This is a genomic window from Ruegeria sp. G12 (assembly GCF_056533565.1).
Genome location: NZ_JBQFOO010000012.1, coordinates 1 through 24,130, shown reverse-complemented (window position 1 = coordinate 24,130; position 24,130 = coordinate 1). Strand labels below are relative to the sequence as shown.

At 59.9% G+C, this 24,130-nt stretch carries 26 protein-coding genes; 5 read left to right on the top strand and 21 right to left on the bottom strand.

Annotation, left to right across the window (positions count from 1 at the left end; all coding sequences use genetic code 11):
- Positions 1-297: 297 nt before the first annotated feature.
- From ACR0JN_RS20810 to ACR0JN_RS20800, 3 genes are read left to right on the top strand one after another with little or no spacing between them, the layout of a single operon-like run.
- On the top strand, positions 298-837 hold the full coding sequence (locus ACR0JN_RS20810; protein ID WP_480819057.1) for an SRPBCC family protein: 540 nt from the start codon (positions 298-300) through the stop codon (positions 835-837).
- Positions 803-1,768 carry a YncE family protein gene (locus ACR0JN_RS20805; RefSeq protein ID WP_480888393.1) on the top strand — a complete coding sequence of 322 codons (966 nt, stop codon included), beginning with the start codon at positions 803-805 and terminating at the stop codon, positions 1,766-1,768. Before ACR0JN_RS20810 ends, ACR0JN_RS20805 begins: the two co-directional genes overlap by 35 nt.
- Positions 1,765-2,583: a quinoprotein dehydrogenase-associated SoxYZ-like carrier gene (locus ACR0JN_RS20800; protein WP_480888392.1), complete on the top strand. Its 819-nt coding sequence runs from the start codon at positions 1,765-1,767 to the stop codon at positions 2,581-2,583. Before ACR0JN_RS20805 ends, ACR0JN_RS20800 begins: the two co-directional genes overlap by 4 nt.
- 1 nt (position 2,584) lies before the next feature.
- Here the strand turns inward: ACR0JN_RS20800 and ACR0JN_RS20795 are convergent, their stop codons facing one another.
- The 7 genes from ACR0JN_RS20795 to ACR0JN_RS20765 form a co-directional block, all read right to left on the bottom strand.
- Complete coding sequence (locus ACR0JN_RS20795) at positions 2,585-3,139, bottom strand: PQQ-dependent catabolism-associated CXXCW motif protein (protein ID WP_480888391.1); 555 nt, start codon at positions 3,137-3,139, stop codon at positions 2,585-2,587.
- On the bottom strand, positions 3,136-3,978 hold the full coding sequence (locus tag ACR0JN_RS20790; protein WP_480888390.1) for a substrate-binding domain-containing protein: 843 nt from the start codon (positions 3,976-3,978) through the stop codon (positions 3,136-3,138). Before ACR0JN_RS20790 ends, ACR0JN_RS20795 begins: the two co-directional genes overlap by 4 nt.
- Complete coding sequence (locus ACR0JN_RS20785) at positions 3,962-4,465, bottom strand: c-type cytochrome, methanol metabolism-related (protein WP_480818760.1); 504 nt, start codon at positions 4,463-4,465, stop codon at positions 3,962-3,964. Before ACR0JN_RS20785 ends, ACR0JN_RS20790 begins: the two co-directional genes overlap by 17 nt.
- Positions 4,466-4,529: 64 nt before the next feature.
- Positions 4,530-6,332, bottom strand: coding sequence for a lanthanide-dependent methanol dehydrogenase XoxF5 (gene xoxF5, locus ACR0JN_RS20780; protein ID WP_480818759.1), 1,803 nt, complete (start codon positions 6,330-6,332; stop codon positions 4,530-4,532).
- 131 nt (positions 6,333-6,463) lie between these two features.
- The gene (locus ACR0JN_RS20775; protein WP_480888389.1) at positions 6,464-6,853 is read right to left on the bottom strand and encodes a c-type cytochrome; all 390 of its coding nucleotides are present in this window, start codon (positions 6,851-6,853) and stop codon (positions 6,464-6,466) included.
- 22 nt (positions 6,854-6,875) lie between these two features.
- Positions 6,876-7,709: an S-formylglutathione hydrolase gene (fghA, locus tag ACR0JN_RS20770; protein ID WP_480888387.1), complete on the bottom strand. Its 834-nt coding sequence runs from the start codon at positions 7,707-7,709 to the stop codon at positions 6,876-6,878.
- Position 7,710: 1 nt separating this feature from the next.
- On the bottom strand, positions 7,711-8,823 hold the full coding sequence (locus ACR0JN_RS20765; protein WP_480649542.1) for an S-(hydroxymethyl)glutathione dehydrogenase/class III alcohol dehydrogenase: 1,113 nt from the start codon (positions 8,821-8,823) through the stop codon (positions 7,711-7,713).
- Between the two features lie 164 nt (positions 8,824-8,987).
- Between ACR0JN_RS20765 and ACR0JN_RS20760 the strand changes: the two genes are divergently transcribed.
- The gene (locus tag ACR0JN_RS20760; protein WP_480888386.1) at positions 8,988-9,596 is read left to right on the top strand and encodes a hypothetical protein; all 609 of its coding nucleotides are present in this window, start codon (positions 8,988-8,990) and stop codon (positions 9,594-9,596) included.
- Between the two features lie 6 nt (positions 9,597-9,602).
- Here ACR0JN_RS20760 and ACR0JN_RS20755 read toward each other — a convergent pair whose 3' ends face one another.
- Positions 9,603-10,634, bottom strand: a complete 1,032-nt coding sequence (locus ACR0JN_RS20755; RefSeq protein ID WP_480888385.1) for a quinoprotein relay system zinc metallohydrolase 2 — start codon at positions 10,632-10,634, stop codon at positions 9,603-9,605.
- Between the two features lie 122 nt (positions 10,635-10,756).
- Here ACR0JN_RS20755 and ACR0JN_RS20750 point away from each other — a divergent pair, with 122 nt between their 5' ends.
- Positions 10,757-11,569: a quinoprotein dehydrogenase-associated SoxYZ-like carrier gene (locus ACR0JN_RS20750; RefSeq protein ID WP_480818753.1), complete on the top strand. Its 813-nt coding sequence runs from the start codon at positions 10,757-10,759 to the stop codon at positions 11,567-11,569.
- An 18-nt stretch (positions 11,570-11,587) separates the two neighbouring features.
- On the opposite strand, the gene ACR0JN_RS20745 is transcribed toward ACR0JN_RS20750, so the two are convergent.
- The 13 genes from ACR0JN_RS20745 to ACR0JN_RS20685 all read right to left on the bottom strand — a co-directional run bounded on the left by ACR0JN_RS20745 (position 11,588) and on the right by ACR0JN_RS20685 (position 23,875).
- Positions 11,588-11,953, bottom strand: coding sequence for a hypothetical protein (locus ACR0JN_RS20745; protein ID WP_480888384.1), 366 nt, complete (start codon positions 11,951-11,953; stop codon positions 11,588-11,590).
- Positions 11,950-12,624: a hypothetical protein gene (locus ACR0JN_RS20740; protein WP_480818751.1), complete on the bottom strand. Its 675-nt coding sequence runs from the start codon at positions 12,622-12,624 to the stop codon at positions 11,950-11,952. Before ACR0JN_RS20740 ends, ACR0JN_RS20745 begins: the two co-directional genes overlap by 4 nt.
- A 47-nt stretch (positions 12,625-12,671) precedes the next feature.
- Positions 12,672-14,927 (bottom strand): PAS domain-containing hybrid sensor histidine kinase/response regulator, encoded by a 2,256-nt coding sequence (locus tag ACR0JN_RS20735; protein WP_480888383.1) that lies wholly within the window; start codon positions 14,925-14,927, stop codon positions 12,672-12,674.
- A gap of 2 nt (positions 14,928-14,929) precedes the next feature.
- Positions 14,930-16,087: an FIST N-terminal domain-containing protein gene (locus tag ACR0JN_RS20730; RefSeq protein WP_480888382.1), complete on the bottom strand. Its 1,158-nt coding sequence runs from the start codon at positions 16,085-16,087 to the stop codon at positions 14,930-14,932.
- A 9-nt stretch (positions 16,088-16,096) separates the two neighbouring features.
- Positions 16,097-16,816 (bottom strand): response regulator, encoded by a 720-nt coding sequence (locus tag ACR0JN_RS20725; protein ID WP_480818748.1) that lies wholly within the window; start codon positions 16,814-16,816, stop codon positions 16,097-16,099.
- Positions 16,817-16,925: 109 nt separating this feature from the next.
- Positions 16,926-18,107: a hypothetical protein gene (locus ACR0JN_RS20720; protein ID WP_480888380.1), complete on the bottom strand. Its 1,182-nt coding sequence runs from the start codon at positions 18,105-18,107 to the stop codon at positions 16,926-16,928.
- A complete protein-coding gene (locus tag ACR0JN_RS20715) occupies positions 18,104-18,778 on the bottom strand; it encodes a hypothetical protein (RefSeq protein ID WP_480888379.1) in 675 nt (224 codons plus the stop codon). Before ACR0JN_RS20715 ends, ACR0JN_RS20720 begins: the two co-directional genes overlap by 4 nt.
- Entirely contained in the window at positions 18,775-19,674 is a 900-nt protein-coding gene (locus tag ACR0JN_RS20710) for a VWA domain-containing protein (RefSeq protein ID WP_480888378.1), read from the bottom strand. The genes ACR0JN_RS20715 and ACR0JN_RS20710 overlap by 4 nt, the downstream gene beginning before the upstream one ends.
- Entirely contained in the window at positions 19,671-20,633 is a 963-nt protein-coding gene (locus ACR0JN_RS20705; protein WP_480888377.1) for a VWA domain-containing protein, read from the bottom strand. The genes ACR0JN_RS20710 and ACR0JN_RS20705 overlap by 4 nt, the downstream gene beginning before the upstream one ends.
- Positions 20,626-20,988, bottom strand: a complete 363-nt coding sequence (locus ACR0JN_RS20700) for a hypothetical protein (protein ID WP_480888376.1) — start codon at positions 20,986-20,988, stop codon at positions 20,626-20,628. The genes ACR0JN_RS20705 and ACR0JN_RS20700 overlap by 8 nt, the downstream gene beginning before the upstream one ends.
- The gene (locus tag ACR0JN_RS20695; RefSeq protein WP_480888375.1) at positions 20,985-21,890 is read right to left on the bottom strand and encodes a DUF58 domain-containing protein; all 906 of its coding nucleotides are present in this window, start codon (positions 21,888-21,890) and stop codon (positions 20,985-20,987) included. The genes ACR0JN_RS20700 and ACR0JN_RS20695 overlap by 4 nt, the downstream gene beginning before the upstream one ends.
- Positions 21,887-22,843, bottom strand: a complete 957-nt coding sequence (locus tag ACR0JN_RS20690) for an AAA family ATPase (protein WP_480888374.1) — start codon at positions 22,841-22,843, stop codon at positions 21,887-21,889. The genes ACR0JN_RS20695 and ACR0JN_RS20690 overlap by 4 nt, the downstream gene beginning before the upstream one ends.
- Before the next feature lie 84 nt (positions 22,844-22,927).
- A complete protein-coding gene (locus ACR0JN_RS20685) occupies positions 22,928-23,875 on the bottom strand; it encodes a hypothetical protein (protein ID WP_480888371.1) in 948 nt (315 codons plus the stop codon).
- Between the last annotated feature and the right edge of the window lie 255 nt (positions 23,876-24,130).

The following is a 24,130-nucleotide window of genomic DNA, read 5'->3' as shown; positions in this document are numbered from 1 at the left end:
TCCTCCCGGTCCCTGCCAGGTGTTTTGGCAGGCTCTTATTCTTCAGCGCAATGCGCTGCGAAACGGAACCAATACTTTTGGCCGTGTTGTGATCTCAAGCCTATCAGCTTCATCATTAACCTCGATTCTTATTTTATAAGAATGCACGTATGCGATTGAACTTGCTTCTGTTTCCCGCCGTGCCCGTCAATGTGGCAGGTGTTCGGGACGGACAGAGCGGGTCTGGTCGCGTGCCGATCCGCGCTGGCAGTGCAACCCGCCTGGGTCAGCCATCGGCGCAGCTAGGGAGGATACCGAATGAAGCGACGAACCTTTCTTGCGGCAACCGCTGCCGCTGTGGTTCCGGCCGTTGTCTGGGCCCACGGCCCGACCCGGCAAAAAGTCACCCTGACCACCGAAGTTGCCGCCCCACCGGACGAGGTCTGGGCCGCCATCGGCAATTTCGACGACATGTCCTGGCACCCTGCGGTGTTCTCGACCGAAGGAAATGGCGGCAATGCAATCGACGCCACCCGCCTTCTGACCCTTGGGCAAGAGGGCGGGCCGACCATTGCCGAGGTGCTGTATAAGTTCAGCGACGAAAAGATGAGCTATTCCTACCGGATCACCGAGGTCGCGGTCGAGGTTCTGCCGGTCACCAACTACTCGTCCCACCTGACGGTCAAGCCGCGCGATGGGGGCGGGTCGATTGTCGAATGGCGCGGCGCGTTCTATCGCGGCTATCCGAACAATGATCCCCCGCCCGAACTGAACGACGAAGCCGCGATTGCGGCTGTGACCGGTGTGTATCAGGCAGGTTTGGATGCCCTGGTCGAGCGTTTCGGTGCGGCGAGCTGATTGCGGCCTGATCCTGCTGATGTCGCTGCTTGCTGATCCCGGTTCGGCTGAAACGGCCTTTGTCACCTGTCAGAATGGCGAAGAACTCAGCCGGATCGAGCTTGCGGACATGCGCGAAACCGCCCGCTGGCCCCTGCCCGGCAAACCCGCTGGCGTGGCGGTGGGGCAAGATGGCGTTGTGTTCACAGTCTCCCCCGACAGCAAACACGTGCGGCGCATTTCGGCAGAGACGGGGGAAACGATTGCCCAGGCCACGCTGGATGGCGGTCCGATCGGTATCGCACTGGACCCGCAGCGCAGGCGGGTGTTTGTGAGCGATTGGTACAACGCCCGAATCTGGGTTCTGGACAGCGAAACCCTGTCGGTTCAGGCCGACCTGCCGACCGGGTTGGCACCGGCAGGCATTGCGGTATCGGATGACGGGCGATTTGTGGCGTCGGCGGACAAGGATGCCAATCAGGTCTCGGTATTTGACGCCGAAACCCTGCAACCCTTGCTCCAGATTCCGGTTGGGATACGCCCCTTTGGACTGCGCTTCGCGCCTGACGGGCGGCTGTTTGTCGGCAATGTCGGAAGCAATGATGTCAGCGTAATCGACCTTGATGCTGCAGGCGTCACCGCAACCGTTCCGGTCGGCGAACGCCCTTACGGCATTGCTTTTGCCCAAGGCCGGGCATTTGTGACAAACCAATACGCCAATACGCTCAGTGTGATTTCGCTAGAAACCCTCGAACCTGAGGCCCTGATCGAGGTTGGGGAATATCCTGAAGGCATCGACGCAACCGCAGAACAGGACCTGCTGGTTGTTGCAAACTGGTTCGACAACACGGTCAGCATCGTGGACCCGAAGGCTCTGACTGTGGTAGAAACTTTGGAAACTTGTGACGGCCCGCGCGCCTTCGGCACGTTTCTGGGAGGAGGAATGCAATGAAGACTTCTCATCTAGTGGCAGCTTTGATCTGGGTGTCAGCGGCCCCGGCCATGGCGGCTGGCGAAGCCTGGGAAAACGTGCGTGCGCTGCTTTATGGCGATCGCCCCATGCAAAACGGGGACGCGTTAATCGCGATTGATGCCCCCTATCGGACCCCTGACGACGCGCGGGCAGAACTGGCCGCGCAGGTGGTTGCGCCACAGGGAACCGAAGTCGCAAAAGTGACGTTGGTGCTGGATGAAAACCCGATGCCGGTTTCCGCCGTGTTCGAACTGGATGAACCGCTGCCCAGCTTCTATTTCGATGTGACCATGCGGGTGAACGGGCCCACGCCCATGCACGTGATCGCGGAAACGACGGACGGACGCCTTTGGGTTTCAGAGACCTATGTCAAAACATCCGGCCTCGGCGCATGTGCCGCGCCACCGGGAACCGACCCGAAACTGGCCCTTGAAAACCTGGGAACGATGGAGGCCGAACTGGTCGGTCGCGTTCCGGCGCTGAACACGCTGACCCGGTTGTCCCAACTGGGTACGGGTCGTGCGAACAAGATGGATCTGAACATTGACCACCCGTCGCATTCCGGGATGCAGATGGATCAGATTTCGCTGCTGTTCATCCCGATGCGTTACGTGGAAACCGTGGATATCGACCTTGACGGCGCAGGTTACATTCAAATGACCGGCTCGATTTCCCTGTCCGAGAATCCGAGGGTCGGTATTTCAGTCCCCAGCCGCGCGCAGGCGGTTGATGTGACCATGACGGATACGGACGGCACGGTCAGCCATCTGCATAAGAAACTGGCGGGCTTCTAGCTTACCCGTCGCCGGTCACGGGCTGACCGGGGGCCGGTTTGACACGTTCCGTCGGATAGTCCCAGAGCGCCCAGCCATCGGTGCCTTCGGGAAACCAATAGACGTTGGAATAGCCCCACTCGATAGCACGCCGGGCGGCATTCCAGCTCATCCAGCAATCTTCGAGGCAGAAGAAAACAACGGCCTGTTCGGCGTCATTCGAGGTGGCGGTTTCGAGCCCGCTGCGAAAGTAATCGGCGGTGACATCGGCAATGGCACCGTAGCCCACATTGGGCAGCCAGACCGCGCCGGGAATGCTGTTGCGCGGCTTGTCGCGCCAGATCGTGCCCTTGGGCAGATTGGCGGGCTTGGGGGCCTGGGGGAGCACGTCAATGAAAGCGGCGCTCTTGTCCTGCCACAGCGCGTGCGCCTCTTCCGGGCCTATGGTGATGCCGCCGGTAATCCGGTCCGGCACCGGTGCCCGGTAATGATCCATGCGATAGTCGGACGGCTCTGGAACGGTTTGGGCCGCCGCAGCGCCTGCGCAGATCGCAAACGCCACAAGGGCGCGGATCATTGCGACAGCTCCAGCACCTCGGTTCCCAGATCGTTCACCAGCGGCACACCTGCTTCGGCCAGAACCGCGTTGATCTCATCCTGATTGCGCCGGATCAGTGAATTCAGCTGCCGCTGCCACACTTTCTCGCCCTGTCGCACACCCATGGTGATGCGGTAGAACAGGCGCGGCGGCAGCTCTTCCTTGACCAGAGGGATCACCTTGAAGCCCGGATAATCCGCCTTGACCAGAGGGCCGCCCAGCGGACCCCACAGGATTGCGGCGTCGATCTCGCCGGATTGCAGGTCGTTCAGCATATCAATGGCGGGGCTTTCCACACGGCGGTCGACAAAAAGGTTGTAAGGCTTGGCTTTTCCGATCAGGCCGTTGCGCGCCATATGGGCCGCTGGCGGCGTGCCGGCCACGACGCCGATCTTCCGTCCCTGAAGCGCCGGGTCGGCCAGCGTATCGACCTGGGCCAGGTCGCTGTCATCGGGTACGATCAGCGCATAGGCCGAGGTATAGTAGTGATTGGTGTTCTGCACCAGCTCATGCCCCTGCGCATAGCCGATCACGACATCACAGCGCTTGGCGGTCAGCGTGTTGCGAATGAACCCGGTCGCCTGAGGAAACCAGACATATTGAACCGGCAGTTCCAGTTTCCCCGCCATCAACTCGGCCAGTTTGTTTTCGTACCCCGATCCGTCCTCGGACGAGACAGGATAGTTGGCCGGGTCAGCGCAGACACGAAACGCCGTGTTCGAAACCAGATCCGAGGTCTGCGCAACAGCAGGCGCCGCCTGCGAAAAACAGGCGGCAATCCCCAGAATGGCAATGCAGGTCTTAGCCCATGCAGGCATCTTCATCCTCTCGGATTACATCCGATTTCGCTTCTTTCTTCGGCGGGCGTCCGCGCGGGATCGCCTCAGAACCGTGCGCCTTCAGATAAACATAGATGTCGTCCAGAAAGCACATCACATTCGGGTTGTCGCCAAAGCCCGGCATGACCGAGTTTTCGGCGGCGTTGACCACCTGGCGTCCATTGGTGACAACATCGACGAAATCGTAATAGTCCATGTCCAGCGCGGATTGCTTCAAAGCCGGGGCATAGGTTGATCCCTCGCCATCCGGGCCGTGACAGACGTGGCATTCCGCGTGATAGCGGCGAAAGCCCGAGAATGTCATCCAGTCCACCGTTCCGTCTTCGGCGATGTTGAACGTCGGGATATCGTCTTCGGTGTAGTACCGCCCATCCTCGGAATACGCGACCGTCAGATTGTCGGCCGCCGCAGCAAGCGGAAGGCCGGACAAAAGTAAAGCTGCCGAAAGACGTTTTAGATGCGTCATGGATGTCTCGTTTGCTGCAAGTGGAAATCCGGCGCGACCATCACGGGCCGCGCCGGGGTTTTGCTTAGTTCGGCAGAGCGAACACGGTCAGTTGGCCACCCAGCGCGGTATAGTCGCTGAGCGCGGCATAGCCACCCACAGCACCCAGACCGTCATTCGGGTTGGTCAGACCAGCCGCCAGACCGATACCGGCCCAGCCACCAACACCCGACAGGATGCCGATGTACTGCTTGCCGCCCTGTTCATAGGTCATCACGTTACCGATGATACCCGACGGTGTCTTGAACTTGTAAAGTTCCTCACCGGTTTCGGCATGAACGGCCTTCAGATAGCCTTCGAGCGTGCCGTAGAACACGACGTCACCCGCAGTTGCCAGAGCACCGGACCAGACCGAGAACTGCTCGGGCAGCGACCACTTGATCTCACCGTTGATGTTGTCCCACGCGATGAAGTTGCCCATGCCACCGTGGCTGTCGGGGGCCGGGTACATCGCCAGCGTCGCACCCACATAGGGCTGACCTGCGGTGTAGGAGACACGGAAGGGTTCATAATCCATGCAGACGTGGTTTGTCGGCACGTAGAACACCTGGGTCTTCGGCGAATAGGCCGCAGGCTGCTGGTCTTTTGTACCCAGAGCCGCCGGGCAGATACCGGTCGAGTTCACGTCCTCGCCGTTCTGTTCCGTCGAATACTGAGCCACAACCGCCGGACGACCATAGGTGTCGCTGTTGGGGTCCATGTCGACGCCGGATGTCCAGTTGACGACCGGGTCATACTTTTCGGCCACCAGCAACTCACCCGTCACGCGGTCCATCGTATAGGCCAGACCGTTGCGGTCGAAATGGGTCAGCAGCTTGCGCTCGGTGCCATCAATTTCCTGCTCCGTCAGGATCATTTCATTGATGCCGTCATAGTCCCATTCGTCATGCGGCGTCATCTGGTAGAACCAGCGCGCCATACCAGTGTCGATGTCACGTGCCATGACGGTCATCGACCAGCGGTTGTCGCCCGGACGCTGCGCCGGGTTCCATGTCGACGGGTTCCCGGTGCCGTAGTACATCAGGTTCTCGTCCAGATCGACCGAGTACCAGCCCCATGTGGTGCCGCCACCGATCTTCCACTGATCGCCTTCCCAGGTATTGGTGCCCGAGTCCGCGCCAACCGGTTTACCCAGATGGGTGGTCTTTTCCGGGTCGGCCAGAATGTCGGAATCCGGTCCCATGGAATAGGCGCGCCAGACCTGCTCGCCCGAGTTCATGTCATAGGCCGTGACCGACCCGCGCACACCGAATTCGCCACCAGAAATGCCGACAATGACCTTGTCCTTCACCGGCAGCACGGTGGCCGTGTTGGTTTCACCAATCGCCGGGTCGCCGTTCTGCACTTCCCAGACCACGTCACCGGATTTGGCGTCCAGCGCGACAACCTTGGTGTCCGCCTGATGCAGGAAGATCTTGCCGTCCGCATAGGCCACACCGCGGTTCACGGTGTCACAGCACATCACCGGAATGACGTCCGGGTCCTGCTTGGGTTCATACTTCCAGACGATCTTGCCTTCGTTGGCCAGGTCAAGCGCGTAAACGATATTGGGGAACGGCGTGTGGACATACATCATGTCGCCGATCACCAGCGGGGAACCTTCGTGCCCGCGCAGAACGCCGGTCGAGAATGTCCACGCAACCTGCAGATCGCCTACGTTGTCCGCAGTAATCTGATCCAGTTCCGAATAGCGCTGGTTCTTGTAGTCACCCGTCTGGATCGCCCATTGTTTCGGGTTATCCATCTGGGCAATCAGGTCGTCATTGGCATATGCCGTGCTGGCCATGGCAATGGCGATCCCGGAGGTCCAAAGCGATAACTTTTTCATTCAATCTCCTCCCTTGAGTGCAGCGATGCCGCTGCAATGAAACACCTCAGCCAGGTTGGACTACGGTGCCGTAGTTTGCTCACCCGGCGGCCTCTCCTCTGGCCAAGTTCGGGGGCGAGCGATTTCGCGTCTTACGATCCTTCGTCGGGGAAGGTCGCAAGATAGGCGATAATGTTGACCCGGTCCTCTTCCTTGCGCAGACCGGCAAATGTCATCTTGATGCCCTTGGCATAGTCACGCGGCTTGGTCAGGAACGCGTCCAGTTCCTCGGGCGTCCAGACCAGACCGCCCTCGGACAGTTCGATCAGGGCGGGGGAATAGCCGAAATCCGCGACCGTGGCGGCCTGTCGGCCAACAATGCCGTTCAACGCCGGGCCGACCTTGTTTTCGGCCCCTTCGCCGACCGCATGGCAGGCCTTGCACTTGCGGAACACCTTGGCCCCTGCATCCGGGTCGCCCTCGGCGCTTGCAACAATCGGCACAATCATGAGGCAGGCCGCTGATATAACTGTTCTGAACACTATTGATCTTTCCTTGCTGTTTTCATTGGCTGAGCCGCTCGGCGTGCCATTCCACATGGTCCCGCGCAAAGCTGTTCACGAAGAAGTACGAGTGATCATACCCCTGCTGAATTCTGATCTGTCCGGGCTGGCGACGCTTTGCCATCATGTTGGCCAGGGCTTCTGGCTTGAGCAGGTCAAGGAACTGGTCATCCGCGCCCTGATCAATCAGCAGATCGCCTTTCCAGCCGTATTCTTCCAAAAGTAGCGTTGAATCGTGTTCGGCCCAGGTGTTTTCGTCATCGCCCAGATAGCTGCTGAGTTGCTTGCGGCCCCAATCGGACCGGGTCGGATGGGCAATCGGCGCAAAGGCCGACAGTGCTTCGAACTTCTCAGCGTTGCGGATCGCGATTGTCAGCGCGCCATGCCCGCCCATGGAGTGGCCGGTAATTCCGTGCACGTCCTGAACCGGGAAGTTCCTGAGCACGATGTCGCGCAACTCTTCGACAATGTAGTCATACATCCTGAAATGCGACCGCCACGGATCGCGTGTTGCGTTGACGTAAAAGCCAGCCCCCTGCCCAAGATCATAGGCATCATCATCAGCGACGTTTTCCCCACGGGGGGATGTGTCGGGAAAGATCACCGCGACCCCGAAATCCGCTGCAGCTTCCTGAAACCCGCCTTTGGTCATGGCGTTTTCATGGGTGCAGGTCAGTCCGGACAGGTACCACAAAACCGGGACCGGACCATTCCTGGACTGGGGCGGCAGATAAACCGCAAAGGTCATCTCACAATCGCAGGTTTCGGACTGGTGAGAGTAAACTGTCTGCTCTCCTCCGAAACTGCGGTTTTGTGAGATGACCTTGAGATCCATGTCAGTACTCCACTACCGCCCGGATCGATTTGCCTTCGTGCATCAGATCGAACCCGTGATTGATCTCTTCAAGCTTCAGCTTGTGGGTGATCATCGGGTCGATCTCGATCTTTCCGTCCATGTACCAGTCGACGATCTTGGGCACATCGGTGCGGCCCTTTGCGCCTCCGAACGCCGTCCCGCGCCAGGACCGGCCGGTGACCAGCTGGAACGGACGGGTCGAGATTTCGGCCCCCGCAGGCGCCACGCCGATGATGATGCTTTCACCCCATCCCTTATGTGCGCATTCCAGCGCGGTCCGCATCACGCCCACATTGCCCGTTGCGTCAAAGGTGTAATCCGCGCCGCCCCCGGTCAGTTCGACCAGATGCGCAACCAGATCGCCGCTGACTTTCGACGGGTTCACGAAATCGGTCATGCCGAAATGAGTCGCCATTTCAGCCTTGCCGTCATTCAGATCGACACCAACGATCTGATCCGCACCCGCCATACGCAGACCCTGGATCACGTTCAGCCCGATACCGCCCAGGCCGAACACAACCCCGCGAGAGCCGATCTCGACCTTGGCGGTGTTGATCACCGCGCCGATACCGGTGGTAACACCACAGCCGATATAGCAAATCTTGTCGAACGGGGCGTCCTTGCGGACCTTGGCCAGCGCAATCTCGGGCACCACCGTATGATTGGCGAAGGTCGAGCAGCCCATGTAGTGATGGATCGGCGTTCCATCCAACATGCTGAACCGGGTGGTGCCATCCGGCAGCAAGCCCGCCCCCTGCGTGGCGCGCACTTTCTGGCAGAGGTTTGTTTTGGGGTTCAGGCAATATTCGCATTCACGACATTCGGGCGTGTAAAGCGGGATCACGTGATCACCAACTTCCAGGCTGGTGACACCTTCGCCCACCTCAAGAACAACGCCCGCGCCCTCATGACCCAGGATGGCCGGAAAGATACCTTCGGGATCGTCACCGGACCGGGTGAATTCGTCCGTATGGCAAAGCCCTGTTGCTTTGACCTCGATCAGAACTTCGCCCGCCTTGGGGCCAGCAAGCTCAACCTCCATAATCTCCAAAGGCTGACCTGCCGCCAAAGCAACTGCCGCGCGCGTTCTCATATGTGTCTGTCCTCCCTTGCACCGGAATCATTCAGACACCGTGTGCTTGGTTCGAGTATGACGGCTGGCATGTCACTCAAACAATTAAGACAATGGTGTGTATTGGGTTTGGTAGACTCAGCGCGCAGGCTTCGGGCATAGTATCCGGGGGAAGGAGACCTGCGATGTTGAACAAGCAGACCATAGCGGCCCTGGCCTTGATCAGTGTGGCGGGCCCCGGTTTTGCGGCGGATTTTTCCGACCCGACCTGGCCCTGCATTCAACGCAAGGTCGAAAATCTGTCCCTGGGCCTGATGTGGCCGCATCAGATTGACGACGCGGCAACCGACCTGCAGCCCGAGATCGACGAAATGGCAGGCCTTCTGGCCCTGCGCCGCATCGAATTGGAAGAGCTTCAGCCAAGCGTCGCAGCCTTCGCGGCCCGCCACAACGGCGATACGGAAGTGCTGGGCCGGGTCTTTCAGCGGGTGTTCGACACGCTGTCAAAACGCCGTGCCCGTATCATCGGCGGCATCGGAGAGTTTTCGCTGAAACAGATTGATCTGGCAGACAAGATCGACCTGGCCCGCGCCGATATGGATCAGGCCCTGACCGCCGATCCCCCCGATTATGACAGGGTCGATGCGCTGGAAGAGCAGTTGGACTGGGATCAGTTGATCTATTCCGACCGCCAGCGCTCGATCACCTATCTGTGCGAAACCCCGCAGATCATCGAGCGCCGCCTGTTCGCCATTTCGCAGATGCTGCAACAACTTGCGTCGGATCAGGGCTGAGCGGGCTTATTCCCATTCAAGCTCGGTAAAGGCGACGGTTGCGTTGCGGGGGTTATAGGCCTCGAACAACTCCCATTTTCCGGCCTCGCCCTGCGCGATGGTTTCCACCGCGTCGCCAAGCCGCTGGCCGCTGTCAATTGCCGCCCGCGTGTCGGTTTCCAGCACGTCCAGATACCGTTGCATATCTTCCCCGCCCTCGGGCCATGCCAGCACCGTACCGCCATGCCCCGGCACGATCCGGGTGACATCCATATCTGACATCTCATTCAACACACGCCGCCAGCCGACCAGCCGACCATCCAGTGCTGGTGTGTGCATGTGGAAAACCAGATCACCGGTGAACAGAATGCCCGAGTCCTGATCCAAAACGGTCAGATCGTTGCTGGTATGCGCAGACGGCCAGGCGCGCAGGGCCAGTTTGCGGTTCCCCAGATCAATCTCGCCGTCCCCGCTGACCGGCATATCGACCACTACCGGATCAGCCCCAAGGTATTCAGTGGGGCCGATCAGGGCGCTCAGGCTTTCGACATAGTTGGCTTGTCTGTCCAGCAGCGCCCTTTCCAGCCCAGAATGGGCCACCACCTGCGCGCCCGATCGCGCCAGGGGCGCGGTTCCAAGGACGTGATCCGGATGCATATGGGTCAAAATTACGTGACTGACGGGTTTTTCCGTTCGTTGCCGAATGGCGCGCCAGATGGCCTCTCCCATCCAGGGGGCGGTGCCGGTGTCCACCACGGCGACACTGTCCTCACCGATGACGAACCCGATATTGGACACGTCCCCAAGATTGTCGGCGTTCGGTTCTTCGATCCGGCCACGATGGACAAACAGACCGGGCGCGATCTCGTCAAATTCCAGCGAAATGCCAACGGGTTGGCAAAAGGCGTCCGCAGTCTGTTCGGGATCGTCAAACGGAGGGTCTGCGGCCAGCATCTGCTCGCACGCCTCCTGACTTGAGGCCTCGTATCCCGGCAAAAGCTGATTTCGGCACAGCCCGTCTGACGCTTCCAGACACAACATGAAAACGGCTTCAAACATCGCAATCCTCCGCCCGGAACTTTGACATAACGCGCCGTGGAAACCACACAGCCTTTTGTCGGCGTATATTTTATTGGGGTTTTGTGGCATATTTTGCGGCACCGGTTGCCGGAGGAGACAACATGGCCAGATTCGTCGGACCCTCGATGGTCCTTTCACTTGCACTGTCGCTGCCTGTTTGGGCAGACCAATCCGCCAAGAATCCGCTGGTCGAAAGCGAGACCTGGCAGGATTTGCGCTACGATGTTGTCGGTGATGCCCAGCTTGGCAGTGCCGAAACATTTCTTTCGGTGGACGCGCCCTACCGCGCCCATGATGCGGCGACGGTTCCGATCCTGTTGAAACAGCTCGACCCAAACGCGCAAATCAAATCCGCGACAGTCGTGATCGATGAAAACCCTGCCCCGATTGCTGGCGTTTTCACCTTTTCCCCGGCCATGGGGGAACTGGATTTCGAAATGCGGGTGCGCGTTGACCAGTACTCGAACATCCGCGTGATTGCCGAGACGCAAGAGGGGCTGCATATGGCGGGCCGCTTCGTAAAAGCGTCTGGTGGATGTTCCGCGCCAGCCAGCCGCGACCCCGAGGTGGCGTTGGCGTCGATGGGCAAGATGAAGCTGCGCAGCTTTGGGGAGCAGGCGCAAATCTCGACCCCGCGCCGCGAAGCCCAGATCATGATCCGGCATCCGAACTATTCGGGCCTGCAGCGCGATCAGATCACCCAGCTGTTTATCCCGGCACATTTCATTGACCATCTGGAGGTCTGGCAGGGTGACGAGTTGCTGTTTACCATGGAAGGCGGCATTTCCATTTCGGAAAACCCGGCCTTCCGCTTTGCGTATAATGACAACGGAACAACCACGCTGACGGTCAAGGCAACCGATACCGAAGGCAACAGTTTCCAAGCCGACCTGCCGAAATCAACGTCCAGTTAATCGGCGGACGGTTCGGGTTCAGAAACAGACCACTTCAGCTTCGGCCTGCGCCCTGCGCAGGTCGGCCACCATCGTTTCCGCCATAACCGCGCTTTTGAAAAACGCCATGCGCTCGCCGCCAACCCGGCGCATCGACAGGACCGTTTCGGCCTGCTCATATCTCTCATAGGGCAGAATCGACGCAATCAGATCAATCGAGCACGAACACCGGTCCAGCATTTCGCGCGACTGACCATTTGTGACCATACAGGCGAACACATAATCAGCCCGCGCAGCGGTGGGATAGTCATTCAACCGCTCTGCAACGCTTTGCGCCACAGATACGGATGGGATCGCCGTGCAGAGCGCTACGGCAAATGCTGCCAGCCGGGCCGTTGTGATCATTGCCGCCCCTCCTGCACCCCTTCGAACTGCATTTCCGACCGGTACACCGCGTTGCTGCCATCTGCGGGTTCGGTCTCGGCGACAAGGCGCAGATACCAGCCTGGCACCTGCTCAGAAACAGTGACGCTGAGAACCAGATCCCCAAACCCCTGCATCCGATCCCTGTTCGGGTCCTGTGCAAAGGGGCGCATTCGAATGGTCTGCACGGGCACGGTTTTGCCGTCGACAACAGCCTCGCCTTCGACCATTTCGGCCGGTTGCACCAAGGCGTCCTTGACCCGGTTGCGAATGTAGAACGGGCTGCCACCGGCGGATTCCGCCATATCGCGGATGGTGCTTTCATAGAACACCATGATCATCGGATTGCCGACACTGGCCGGAAAGACCCCCATCGCACGGTGCTTTTCGTCCTGACGGAACTCTAGCTGTGCCATCTCTGTTCCGTCCTCGGTGAAACTAAGCGCGATGTCCCCGGTATCGCGCTCGGCGGCTTCGGGTTTCAGCCGGTTTGTCACAGTGCGCTGGTAAACAAGCTCTTTGTCCCGGCCGATCGTATCCAGAACACCCCCCTGAAACAGAAGATCATAGGCCTGTTCCGCCTCAACCGGTGCCGCATGGGCCGGATTGAAGCTTAGGCCGACCATCGCCAGCCCGAATAAAATCATCCTCATGAGTCGATCTCCTCCCACAGTTGAGAGTATGGCCTTCAGCGGTCGTGTCATTGCCGACTTTTGTCGGTGTCCAGCGCCTGGGTCACGACGCTGCGCTGGATCTTCCATATAATCAATGGCCGCAATCGCGACAGTTTCACCGGTTTCGTCATCACCGATATCTCATGCCGCAGACCGGCTTTGCGCACCGCCTCGCTGCGATCTGCGGTGATCAGAATGGCTGGAACCCGTGTCTGGGTCATTTCGCGGATCTGACGGATCGCGTCCACGCCGGTTTCGCCGTCATCAAGCTGATAATCCGCCAGTATGATGTCGGGCGGCATCCCGATATCGGTGACAAACTGAATGGCCTCTTGCGGAGATCCGGCGGGCAGGACGCTGGCACCGTTTTGTTCCAGCCACTGGGTTGTGCCAAAAAGAACATCGCGATCGTTCTCGATGACAAGCGCGATGTAATCCAGCGGCACGTCCCCGGTGTTTGGCAGCAAATCAAGGGGCTCGCTTGCGCTGCGTTCCGCCTCGACCCTGTCCATTTCGATGCTGAACACGGAACCGACGCCCGGCTTGGACCGCAGGGATAATGTGTGCCCCAACAGACGGCAGGCCCGATCGACCACGGACAGACCCAGCCCCATGCCCGAGCCCAAAGGCACGTTGTCCGCCCGGGCGAATTCCTCGAACACGCGCGCCTGATCCTTTCGCGCGATGCCTATTCCGGTGTCCCACACCTGCAGCACGATTTTGTCACCGCGGTTGCGGCACCCCACCAGAACCCTGCCGCCAGGTTCGGTGTACTGAATGGCATTTACGACCAGATTCTGGATCGACCGCAACAGATAGACCGGATCGGAATACACAAAGCCCGAACAAGTCACCACGTCCAACCGGATGTTCTTGTTCTCGGCCACCAGCGACTGATCGCCCTGAATACCGGCAATGACCGAGGCCAGACTGACATTGGTAGGCGACACCGTGTCCGGATCAGCCGTTTCAAGCCGCGAGATATCGAGCAGCGAGTGCAGCAGTTGCTCGGCTGATCCAAAGGCACCGTCCAGACGCTCGACCATCTCGTAAAGCTCGGTGTTGCGCGAAATCTCGGTCAGGGTCGAAATCATCAGCTTGGCGGCATTGATCGGCTGAAGAAGGTCATGACTGGCGGCCGCCAGAAAACGGGTCTTGGACGACACCGCAGCCTCGGCGCGTTCTTTGGCGATGCGCAGCGCCTCTTCTACATTGGCCTTTTCTTCATATTCGCGGGTCAGCTTTTCATTGGCGCGGGTCAGTTCGGCGGTGCGTTCCATGACGCGGTTCTCCAGCGTCTCTGTGGCGCGCGCCTCAAGCGTCACGTCCTTGAGTTCAACCAGAAACCCGCCATCCGGCAACTGGTTGGCCTGAATGTCCAGAACCCGGTCCGCCCCGTCGCGCACGCGTTTGCGCAGCCAGCCCCGGCTGTTCAGCTCAAGCTGCCACTTTGCGATCTTCAGTTGATCATCGGCCCTGATCAGCCCGCGCGCGCGCAACAAATCCAAAAGTGTCTGCACCGGCACATTGCCCTGCAGCAATGATCTGGGCACATTCAGAAGGTCCCGAAACCGCGCGTTGTGCATCATGATGTCGCCATCCGCGGAAAATGTGCACACGCCGGAACTCATGTTCTGAAAAACCGCCTGAAGATAGTCCTCCTGCCGGTCGATGAGGGTTTCTTTTTCGTCGCGATTTCGGCGCACAACCGACGTGATGTCGGTCAGCAGAATGACCACATTCTCGGGTGAGGTATATTGCGCGCTCAGCTTGTACCAACGGTCGCCGCGCAGTTCGATCACCTCACTCGATACCATCCCGGAATGAGAATTGCGTTCCAGCGTATCCATCATGTTCGACACGCCCCGGTCCGAGGAAACAAACTGCCCGCTGTCCTTTACCAGCGAAAAGAACCGCCTCAGGCGAAGTCCCGGCCTGACAAGTTCGGACACATCCAGAAACACGGCCTGAAACAGCTCGTTACACAGGTTCAATTCACCGTCGGTGAACAGGGCAAACCCTTCCTCCATCGAAGACAGGGCTTTGACCAGTGTTTTTCGCGTTTGTTCACGCTCGTACCGGGCGCTTTCCAGTTCGGTTGTTGCGCGTTCCAGATCCCGGCTTTGCTCGACCACACGTTGCTGAAGCTCGATTGCAGACTGAAAGGCGCGGAATGCGGATGGCCCCACATCCTTCTGGCGATTGGCACGGCGCATCAGCGCATCGATGATTTTCGCCTGTTTGACGACCTGAAGTTCCAGCGGATCGTCGGGGTTCAGCATGGTCAGCTCAGTTCACGTTTCTCGGGTTTGAAAAAGGCCACACCCACGAAGGTTTGGTTCATATGTACGCCAGACTGTTGCTCGCCATAGGTGTTGAACCCAACCACCCGACGGGTTTGCAACACGTCCGAAACCTGTTTACCAAGTTGTTTTTGTTCGATTTCCAGCTTGCGCAGGACGCAATCGAACCCAAGAATGAAATCCGGTGCGTTTCCCGCGTTGTCGCGAATGTCCAACCCGGCTTCCAGCGTCTTGATGATCTCTTTGCCGCGTCCCAGGGTCATGATAAGGCCATCGTCAATCGCCGCCAGAAATGACAGGGCTTGCGTATCCGTCGCCTCGCGTATGGCGCGGACATAATAGTTCAGGTCTTGCCGCAGCAAGAGCGGGTTTTCGGCAAAGACCAGCGGTGACAGGTCCGAGGCTGCACACCCGACCAGCCGGGCATATTCCTGCGCCGCAGGTGCGCCGTTTATCTCGTAAACCATGCGCTCGTCCGGGTCGGCATCGGTAATAATGATTTCCGAACCGATGGGCAGGAAGTGATCAAACCCAATGCCTTGGAAGCTCAGGTTGGTTTCAATCAGCAACAAGACAGCAGCATTGCTGTAAGCCCTGCCGCTGTGCAGAACAAACGTCTCTTCATATTGCAGACCGTCGCCTGCCGATCCACCAAAAATCGGCAGTCCATCCAGAACGGCCTCAAGCGTCGAGACCAGCAGGTCTTCCTGTTTCGACAGCCCATCTGAGAACACCAGCGCCAGCCTGTTCCAGCCTGCAGTGTGCCGGAAACGCTCGGCCTGGCGTTGCGCAACAGCGGCGATTTCCGTGGAGTTCAACGGTCTGAGTTCTTCGAACAGGATAGACGAGCAGCGGAAGTTCGATTTTGGGAAGGACAGCAGAAGCAGGGCGTCGGATTCATAGCCAAGCTCGGTGATCTGCCCGGCGGTGGTGCACCCAAAAACCGGCACGCCGGACAGTTTGCGGTTCAGGCCGCGCGATACCTCGGCCGGGTCCAGCCTGTTTGGAATGAATGCCAGCACAAAGCAGGATTTCTGGCTGTCGATATCCGCACATGCCTCTTCGACGGCGGCATGCGGGTCCGAGGCAAGCGACCTGCCAATCGCGATGAAGTTTGGTCCCAGCTTCAGGTCCCGCATTTGCGATCCTCAGTGTTGCAGAAAGGATTTGACCTCCGGCTCATGCCGTGTTTGCCGGGCCATGACAGAGTCCACCAGAACAGCGGCCTGCGTACGATTGCGCACCCCCAGACGGCGCAGCAATGCGGTGATATGCGCTTTGACGGTGGCTTCGGCCAAAGACAGTTCATATGCGATCTGCTTGTTCGACTTTCCCACGCAGATCAGCTTGAGAATGCGCACCTGTTGCGGCGTCAGCGTCGAAAGCTCGGGGCTTGACTGATACACCGTGTTTTCCGGCGATTTCGGTTCTTCCGCATGACTGTACTCTGCCGGTATGTACCTGCGCCCTGCGACAACTTCCTGAATGGCAAATTTCAGCGTCTGCGCCGAGGTGTCCTTGGGCAGAAACCCCATGGCACCATAGTCCAGCAGAGACCGGACAAGCTCAGCCGATGCCAACGCCGAGATCACCAGAACCGGGGCCGAGGGCCACCGGTCGCGCAACTGCTGGAACCCCGAAATACCGGTCACATCCGGCAGTTTCAGGTCGAACATGATCAGGTCGGCTTTGAAGCCGCCGCTGAGCACTTCGAACGTCTGTTTCAGCGTGCTTGCTTTTTTGATACAGCAGTCGTCGAAACTCAGCTGCAATGCTGCAGCCAGCGCATCGCTAAAAAGCGGATGATCATCCACAATCAAAACGTTGGACACCTGGTCCACCGCTTTGGGGTACCCCACCGTATGCATTATTTCTCCTCCGCTGGGAAAGGTACAGCAAATCGGGATCAGTTCAACTGTTTCAGGATGAAACCGAAAAAAATGCGCCAATAAACAGAACCTTGACGTTCATGAAGGGTCAGTTGCGCAGGAATTTCCCGGCAAACCGCTGCAAATCGGGTGCCGGAGATTTTGGATCGAAACAGCCTCGATCAAAGTCCTGCAACTGCGCAACGCGCGTTGGTGACGGTCCATCACGCCGCAGGATAGAAGCCGCGGCCTGACGCACACCGCGGGCACTTCCGTTTCTGGCGCACGCCCTTAGATCCCGCGCCAGAGGGTCAAAGGCCGCAAAGCGCTGCAGCGCCTGCAAACCGGTCAGCTTGCGACCCGACATGCCCACCCACACAGCGGCTGCGAACACGATTACAGCCAGCACAAATGCCGGCCAGCCTGGTAACCTTGCGGCGGTGGGAACAGGTGGGGGTGCCTCGGCGATTTCACTGTTTGCGACGGCCCCATAGGCCACCCGCTGCGCCGAGATTGTGACCTCGCGCGCCTCGCGCGCGACGGTGTCAAAGTAACTGAGTTGCAGGGGCTCCACGATGCCCGACGTGTCATTGCCGGGCCGAATGGTCCAGCGCCAGAAAGCATAGGTCACCGGACCTTCCGGTGTCAGTTCCACCAACCGTTTTTCCGGATGGGCAAAGATCATGGCGGAAGGTGAGCGCAGATCGGGCATCGGGGGAACCATCTCGGGTGTCGCCCCCAGCGCCTCAATCCGGATTACACGCAGAACGCCCTCACCCGGCGACAGTTGATCCGGTGCGTTCGACCATTGGTCCGATATCTGCAGATCACGCACCGGAAACCACCAGTCCGCCGAGGCTGGGGCTTCGGCGACCTCGATGGTCAGAGGTTCGGACTGGATGTTATGTTCGAACCAGTCGTCACTTTCATCGGTCAGCGTCAGGCTGTGGGTGAACCGGCCAATGGTCAGTTCACCGGACCTGACCGGGTAGACCGCCATGCGCCGGGTGAAAACCTTGAAGTTCCGCCCGTTGATCCGTTCCTCGGTCCAGTGATCCGGTCCAAGCTGCGCCCAGCTGAAACCATCGAAATCCGGCTGTATCAGCTTTTCCCGCGTAATATGGCGCCGATACACGCCCCGAATGGTGATCAGGATCATTTCGCGTGTGAACGGCACAACGCTGCTGTCCTCGACCGTTACCTCAATTGACAGTTCCGACGGCAAAACGGTTTTCGATTGCGCCAGGACCTGCAAAGGGAAAAACAGCCATGCAAGAACCAACCACTTCATTGCGGGTCCTCCGGTTCCGGTGGTGAAAGCCCCAGTTTTTCGCGGCGTTTGTGTTCCTGCGCGATCCGGGCGGCCATGAATTCCCCCGGCACGTCGGACAGTTGGTTGAGCCATCGTTCATCCGCCACCATGAACTTGTCGTCAAAAATACGCCGCACCCCAAGACGCCCGCGACTGTCGAGTTCCGCCAGCCCGAGCATCGTGTTGGAATTGGTGACCTCGCTGCCCGTGCCCGCCGCACGCGCATCACCGCGCGCTATGAAGCTGTCCGCCTGAGGCCCGGTTTTTCGCTCGGGGAACAGGCCAAGCGCTTCGGGATCGATCTGCAGACCTGCATAAAAAGCGGCGACAACATCGAAATTGGCCCGCGCGTCCGCGTCACCCGTCACAATCGCCTGATCATAAGCCTCTAGCGCGGCGGCAATGCGACCGCCATGAACCTGAGCGTTCCCGAGGTTATACAACGACCCCGCATCCTCAAACGCCTGCGCCGCCGCATCGAATTGGCCCGCCCGGTATAGGGCCACACCCTGCCAATCCGGATCGTCAAACAGCCGGGCGGCAATCGTATTCATCCCAAGCGCCAAAGCGACCCGACCAAACGGAGCCGCACCCCCCAGTGCAATCGCAAAGGCAATCAGGGCCACACTGAAGACCGCGAGCCACTTCATGCCCGTTCCCTCCGGAACAGCAGCAGCATCGGGAACAGAGCGAGGAACAGCAGATATCGCCCCAGATCGTGCCAGAAGAGCACCGGGAAATCCGACTTCTCCAGCCGCGTCGCGGCGTCTTCTGACAACCACCCCCCCAGATCATCGGTCTGATCCAATGTGAAAACCGCGCCGCTGCCGACGCTGGCATGGGTCTGGATCTGCGCAGAGGGTACGTCCAGCGAAACCACGGACACCCTGACACCGCGATCCGCCAGCGCGGCGGCAGCCTGCAGCGAAGCCACCCCCAGACCTTCGCCATCGGTGAACAGAACCACGTCGCCGGCCAGAATCCCGGCCTCATCCATCCGTTGCGCAGCCAATGCCAACGCGCGCTCGGGACGCGAGCCCTTGTCCGGTACGGTATCGGCATCAATCAGAGAAAAGGTCTGGCCCAATTGCCGGTGATCGGTTGTCATGTCAGTCGCGACATAAGCATCGCCCGCAAAAACGATGATCCCGCCGGGCCGTGACCCCAGCGCACTGACACCAAATCGCCCCATGGTCAGCATTTGCGGCCAGCGCTCGTTGCCTGACACACTTGCCGACGCATCGACCAGAAACAAAACCCCGTCCAGATTTCGATAGGTCTCGGCACCGCGCCGTTCGATCGCCGGACCGGTCAGGGCAATCACGCAGAGCCCGGCAACCGAAAGCTGCGCAATCCGCGTCAGGGGCAAGGACGCCCCTTCGATCCGGCCTATTGCCGCCATCGCCTGCATCAATGCGGCGTCAGCGACCTTGTCCCACGTGCCAAATCCACGGGTGTTTGACAGCACCCACAAGGCCAGGCCTGCAACAACCGGAACAGCCAGCATCCAATAGGGTCTGAGGAGGCTGAAATCGGTTTCCATCATCCCGAATGCCTCCACGCTGCCAAAAGCGCCAGGGCTGCGGCCAGCGCGGCGGGCCAGGTCCAGTAGTCGCGATAGACCTCGGCGGTCAGACCCGCACTGTCATTGGCTTCCAGACGACCCAGCGCCTGTGTGACCTCGATCAGATCATCGGTGGTTTTAACGCGGAAGCTCTCTCCGCCCGACACCTGCGCAATGGCCCGCAGGGTTGCGGCGTCGACCACGCCGCGCTCACCGACCGCAGCGCTTTCCAGATCTTTCGGCCCCAGGGCAATGGTGTGGACACGCACCCCCATCCCGGCGGCCAGTTCCGCAACCCCGCGCGGATTGGTGGCACCGGCATTGTTCACCCCGTCCGACAGCAAAATGACAACCCGGGACGCCGCCTGACTGTCTGCCAGCCGTTTCAACGCCAGTCCAAGACCGTCCGAGATGTTCGTCGCGCGCCCCGAAATGCCGATGCTGGCTTCTTCGATCCGGTTGGCCACAGCTTCGGTATCGAAGGTGAACGGGGTGGCGAAATAGGCCTCGGACCCGAAGACAATCAGCGCGACCCGGTCCCCTGCCCGGCGTCTGGCGAAATCAGCACCCACGGTCGTGACAGCCTCGAGCCGTGTGATCTGGCGGTCGTCCAGATAGAAATCGTCCCGCACCATTGATCCGGACAGATCCAGAACAATCGCAAGATCACGGCCCGAGACTTTCAGCGCGCTCACCGGCGTCAGTTCACGCGGGCCGGACAGCCCAACAACCAGCAGGACCCAGATGGCCCACAACACCGCCTGATCTGCGAACCTGCGCCTGCCGGGATCACCGCCTGCGCTTGCCGCATCAAGCATTGCGCCGATACGTTCGGGAACCGGGAAGCCGCGATCCAGCATGGGCCGCGCGTTGAGAATACGCGCGATCAGCAACGGGGCAGGCAGAAGAAGCAAAACCCAGGGATCGGCAAGCTCAAACACTATGCGCTACCTCATCCTTCAAGGCCGCAAGACTTGGCCCGCCGTCCGGGCGATAGAGACCTTCTGAGAGTTCCGAATACCGCTGCGGGTCCTGCTCGCGAAGCTGGTGCAGCAGCGCCACCCTAAGCCGGTCTTCCGACCAGCCTGTGACGTCTTCAACCTTGGGGCCCACCCGTGTCGCGGGCCGCCGGGTACTTAATACCCGCAAGACAAACACGACGCAGATGGCGACAAGAGCCGACAGGCCGATGACCACCGCATAGTCCGCCCAAACGCCACCTGCGGCTTCTGCCGGTAAACGTATGTCCCGCAGGCTGGCCAGCATTGTGGTGTCGGACATCGCCGTTTCGCTCATGCGGCAGACCTTTCCGAGAACGCAAGCGCGATGCGTTGCCCAGTGTCTTCCACCGGATCACTTGCGTTCAGAACAAGCGCCTGATGGGTGCCGATGCTCTGATACAACAGCTCACCCCCGGTCCCGGCTCCGGTCAGATAGACGCGTTTCTGCCGACCGTCGGGCAACCGCATGGGATACCAGCCGCGTGGCATGTCATGGGTCTTGCTTTCGGTGATCAGTATAAGCCGCAGGCTGCGCCGATGGGCGATCCGGTCCAGCCGATCCGCCAAAGCGGCATCCGGCGTATCAAAGCCCGAGGCGACAATGACCTCTGACCCGGATCGGGTCAGGCGTTCCACACCTTCCAGCGCTTGTTCCAGTGATCGCGCGTCATCCTGACCGTTTTGCAGGGATGCAAGGCTGCGCCCATGGGCCTGCACCAGACCGCCGATCACATCCAGCATCCCGCGCGTCCTGCGGCGTGGCGGAATGATAGCCGGCGCTCCGGTCGTGAGTGCCAACAGACCAACGCGCCCGCCGCTTTCAATCAGATGCCAGCCGATCAGAGCCAGCGCCTCGGCGGCGGCAACGGACAGGAAAGCCCGCTGCAACCCCCAGAACATCGGTGCTCGAAAATCGGCCACCAGAAGCGAGACCCGGTCGCGTTCTTCCTGAAACTGTCGCACGTGCAGTCGCCCGGTGCGTGCGGTTGTGCCCCGGTCCAGATGACGGATTTCGTCACCGGCCACGTATTCCCGCGCATCCGCCACCTCAACGCCCTGCCCGCGCTTTCGCGTCAGGAACCCGCCGGGCAAGGCAACCACCGGCGGATCGGCCTGGGACGTTAACGCCACGCGCCGCAATGCGATCAACGCGTCCGAGGTTAAAGTTACACCGGCATGGGACAGAACGGCGGTCACAACGGTTCGACCGTATTCAGAATATCCGCAACCAATCCGCGCGGCTTGCGACCGTCCGCAACCGCGCGCCAGGTCAGAACCATCCGATGGGCCAGCGCGTCAGGGGCCACTGCGGCCACATCCTCGGGCAAGGCAAAGTCACGGCCGCGCAGATAGGCGCGCGCGCGTGCCGCCGACGCCAACGCCAGCGACCCGCGCGGCGAGACCGCATGTTCAATGTGTTCGGCCAGTGGCCCTTGGCGCGTTGCGGACACAAGGCGCACTATGTAGTCGCGCAATTCCGGGGCCACATGCACCGCGCGCGCCTCGGCCCGCGCGGCCCGCAATTCCGCAAGCGTCATGCGCTGCACCTCGGGCGGGCCATCCTGAGTTTCTGAGATGACCAGATCGAGTATCTGCCGCTCGGTTTCTGTATCCGGCAGCGACAGGACCACATGCAGCAGGAACCTGTCCAACTGCGCCTCGGGCAAGGGAAACGTCCCGTCATGTTCAATCGGGTTCTGGGTGGCTATGACCAGAAACGGATCGGGCAAAGCGTGGGTCTCATTCCCGACGGTCACCTGATGTTCCGCCATCGATTCCAGCAAAGCGGACTGGACCTTGGGCGGGGCGCGGTTGATCTCATCAACCAGAACCAGAGTGTGAAAAACCGGCCCGGGAACAAATTCGAACCGGCCCTCCTGCGGCTGATAGACCGGTGTCCCCGTCACGTCGGATGGCATCAGGTCGGGTGTGCATTGTATGCGGGCAAAGCTGCCTTCGACAGCGTTCGCCAACCACTTGACCGCGCGGGTCTTGGCCAGACCGGGTGCGCCCTCGACCAGCAGGTGGCCCCCTTCGAGCAGCGCAATCAGCAGGCTTTCGACCAGATGCTCGTGCCCGACAAGCCCTTGCGACAGATACCCCGACACCCCCGCAATCGCGCGCGGCGGGTTTTCAGGCCTTGTGTCCATATGACCTCCCCTGGGTTCCGATGGTACGGGACCCAAATACAGGCTAACCGGAGTCCCCTGCCCCGCAAAATACACCCGATGGTATTACCTTGAAACCTGAACCGCGCGGGTGCAGCCCTCGTCGAACAGAGACGCAAACTGCGGGTCCGTCAGCGTTTCGTCGGTTTGCGCCCACAGGCGATCATATTCGTCGTCGATATAGTCGATGAACCCTGGATCAATGGTCTGATCCACCGGCGACTGGGCAACCGCGTGCAACATGAACACGTCAAAGGCACATAGCCCGCCGGGGTTGGAATTCAGCAGCGCCCGCATGAACGCGTGCGAGTTCCATGGAAACCGGTGCAGGTTCACAGGCGTTTCCTGCAGCTTCGACAAAAATCCGGCTGTCCTGTCGCTCAGCAGAATGTCCATGCCGAACGTGTAGGACTGGAAAAGCTCTTCCAGCAGGATCGACTTGTGAAACGCCGTTTCCAACAGGTCGGGTCGGCCATGTGCCGGTTGCTTGACCACAAGATGCGTCCCTTGTCCGCGACGGCCAAAGAAGGTTTGCGCCATCGCCGGAGATGTTACCAGATATCTGCGCCCGGAAGGCAGGCCAAGCTGATGGGTTTCGCTCAGCCAGTCCAGATCCGAAGACAGTTCCCGTTCCGGTGGATATCCCGAGTACAAGCGTAGAACCACGGTCCGCCCGGTGCCGCAATCGCTGGCGGACCGCCCCGCATACCGCATCGGCGTCGGATGACCATAGCTGTGCTTCAGCAGATCCCGAAAGGTGTTCAGTACCGCCAGCGTCAGCGGATGCGGCCGTTCCCCAACCAGGCACAGCGAGGCTCCGGCAAGGTCCCGGCCATTGATATGCACCGGAATCGCCATGTCACGGCCCAGCATCGTGGACCGAAGCTCGTACCCCCAGCCGCGCCGGGCAAGCTCAAGATAATCCTGTTTCTCGGCATGAAGCTCTCCAGCGAAAACCAGGATCGCCGCGATCTGAAGGATGAAACGCCGCACGCAGTACCTCTGAATTTTCATTCAGCGTAACCGGAGTTCCGCATATATCCAAGTGTGCCGGATATGCGAGCCGGTGCGCCCGCAGTGCGCATAAAGTATCAGGTTTGCATATTACCTTTCAGAGGTTGCCAGCGTCCCATTAAATTCGATAAGTATCGCTTATCAGTAACGATTGATTTCATCGTGCAAACCGCGCAGAATGAACCTCATGAAGCCCCCTGCCCCATATCTGCCCGCCGCCTCTCCGTCGCTTTCTGTCGAAGATCAGGAGGCGCT

Excerpts from the sequence above, each read along its gene's own strand:
- ACR0JN_RS20725 (WP_480818748.1), bottom strand. The coding sequence starts at position 16,816 with ATGCATACGGTGGGGTACCCCAAAGCGGTGGACCAGGTGTCCAACGTT.
- ACR0JN_RS20720 (WP_480888380.1), bottom strand. The coding sequence starts at position 18,107 with ATGAAGTGGTTGGTTCTTGCATGGCTGTTTTTCCCTTTGCAGGTCCTG.
- ACR0JN_RS20730 (WP_480888382.1), bottom strand. The coding sequence starts at position 16,087 with ATGCGGGACCTGAAGCTGGGACCAAACTTCATCGCGATTGGCAGGTCG.
- xoxF5 (WP_480818759.1), bottom strand. The coding sequence starts at position 6,332 with ATGAAAAAGTTATCGCTTTGGACCTCCGGGATCGCCATTGCCATGGCC.
- ACR0JN_RS20690 (WP_480888374.1), bottom strand. The coding sequence starts at position 22,843 with ATGGACACAAGGCCTGAAAACCCGCCGCGCGCGATTGCGGGGGTGTCG.
- ACR0JN_RS20800 (WP_480888392.1), top strand. The coding sequence starts at position 1,765 with ATGAAGACTTCTCATCTAGTGGCAGCTTTGATCTGGGTGTCAGCGGCC.
- ACR0JN_RS20710 (WP_480888378.1), bottom strand. The coding sequence starts at position 19,674 with ATGATGGAAACCGATTTCAGCCTCCTCAGACCCTATTGGATGCTGGCT.
- ACR0JN_RS20755 (WP_480888385.1), bottom strand. The coding sequence starts at position 10,634 with ATGTTTGAAGCCGTTTTCATGTTGTGTCTGGAAGCGTCAGACGGGCTG.
- ACR0JN_RS20785 (WP_480818760.1), bottom strand. The coding sequence starts at position 4,465 with ATGACGCATCTAAAACGTCTTTCGGCAGCTTTACTTTTGTCCGGCCTT.
- ACR0JN_RS20795 (WP_480888391.1), bottom strand. The coding sequence starts at position 3,139 with ATGATCCGCGCCCTTGTGGCGTTTGCGATCTGCGCAGGCGCTGCGGCG.
- ACR0JN_RS20805 (WP_480888393.1), top strand. The coding sequence starts at position 803 with ATGCCCTGGTCGAGCGTTTCGGTGCGGCGAGCTGATTGCGGCCTGATC.
- ACR0JN_RS20740 (WP_480818751.1), bottom strand. The coding sequence starts at position 12,624 with ATGAGGATGATTTTATTCGGGCTGGCGATGGTCGGCCTAAGCTTCAAT.
- ACR0JN_RS20765 (WP_480649542.1), bottom strand. The coding sequence starts at position 8,823 with ATGAGAACGCGCGCGGCAGTTGCTTTGGCGGCAGGTCAGCCTTTGGAG.
- ACR0JN_RS20790 (WP_480888390.1), bottom strand. The coding sequence starts at position 3,978 with ATGCCTGCATGGGCTAAGACCTGCATTGCCATTCTGGGGATTGCCGCC.
- fghA (WP_480888387.1), bottom strand. The coding sequence starts at position 7,709 with ATGGATCTCAAGGTCATCTCACAAAACCGCAGTTTCGGAGGAGAGCAG.
- ACR0JN_RS20735 (WP_480888383.1), bottom strand. The coding sequence starts at position 14,927 with ATGCTGAACCCCGACGATCCGCTGGAACTTCAGGTCGTCAAACAGGCG.
- ACR0JN_RS20745 (WP_480888384.1), bottom strand. The coding sequence starts at position 11,953 with ATGATCACAACGGCCCGGCTGGCAGCATTTGCCGTAGCGCTCTGCACG.
- ACR0JN_RS20760 (WP_480888386.1), top strand. The coding sequence starts at position 8,988 with ATGTTGAACAAGCAGACCATAGCGGCCCTGGCCTTGATCAGTGTGGCG.
- ACR0JN_RS20685 (WP_480888371.1), bottom strand. The coding sequence starts at position 23,875 with ATGAAAATTCAGAGGTACTGCGTGCGGCGTTTCATCCTTCAGATCGCG.
- ACR0JN_RS20810 (WP_480819057.1), top strand. The coding sequence starts at position 298 with ATGAAGCGACGAACCTTTCTTGCGGCAACCGCTGCCGCTGTGGTTCCG.
- ACR0JN_RS20750 (WP_480818753.1), top strand. The coding sequence starts at position 10,757 with ATGGCCAGATTCGTCGGACCCTCGATGGTCCTTTCACTTGCACTGTCG.
- ACR0JN_RS20700 (WP_480888376.1), bottom strand. The coding sequence starts at position 20,988 with ATGAGCGAAACGGCGATGTCCGACACCACAATGCTGGCCAGCCTGCGG.
- ACR0JN_RS20715 (WP_480888379.1), bottom strand. The coding sequence starts at position 18,778 with ATGAAGTGGCTCGCGGTCTTCAGTGTGGCCCTGATTGCCTTTGCGATT.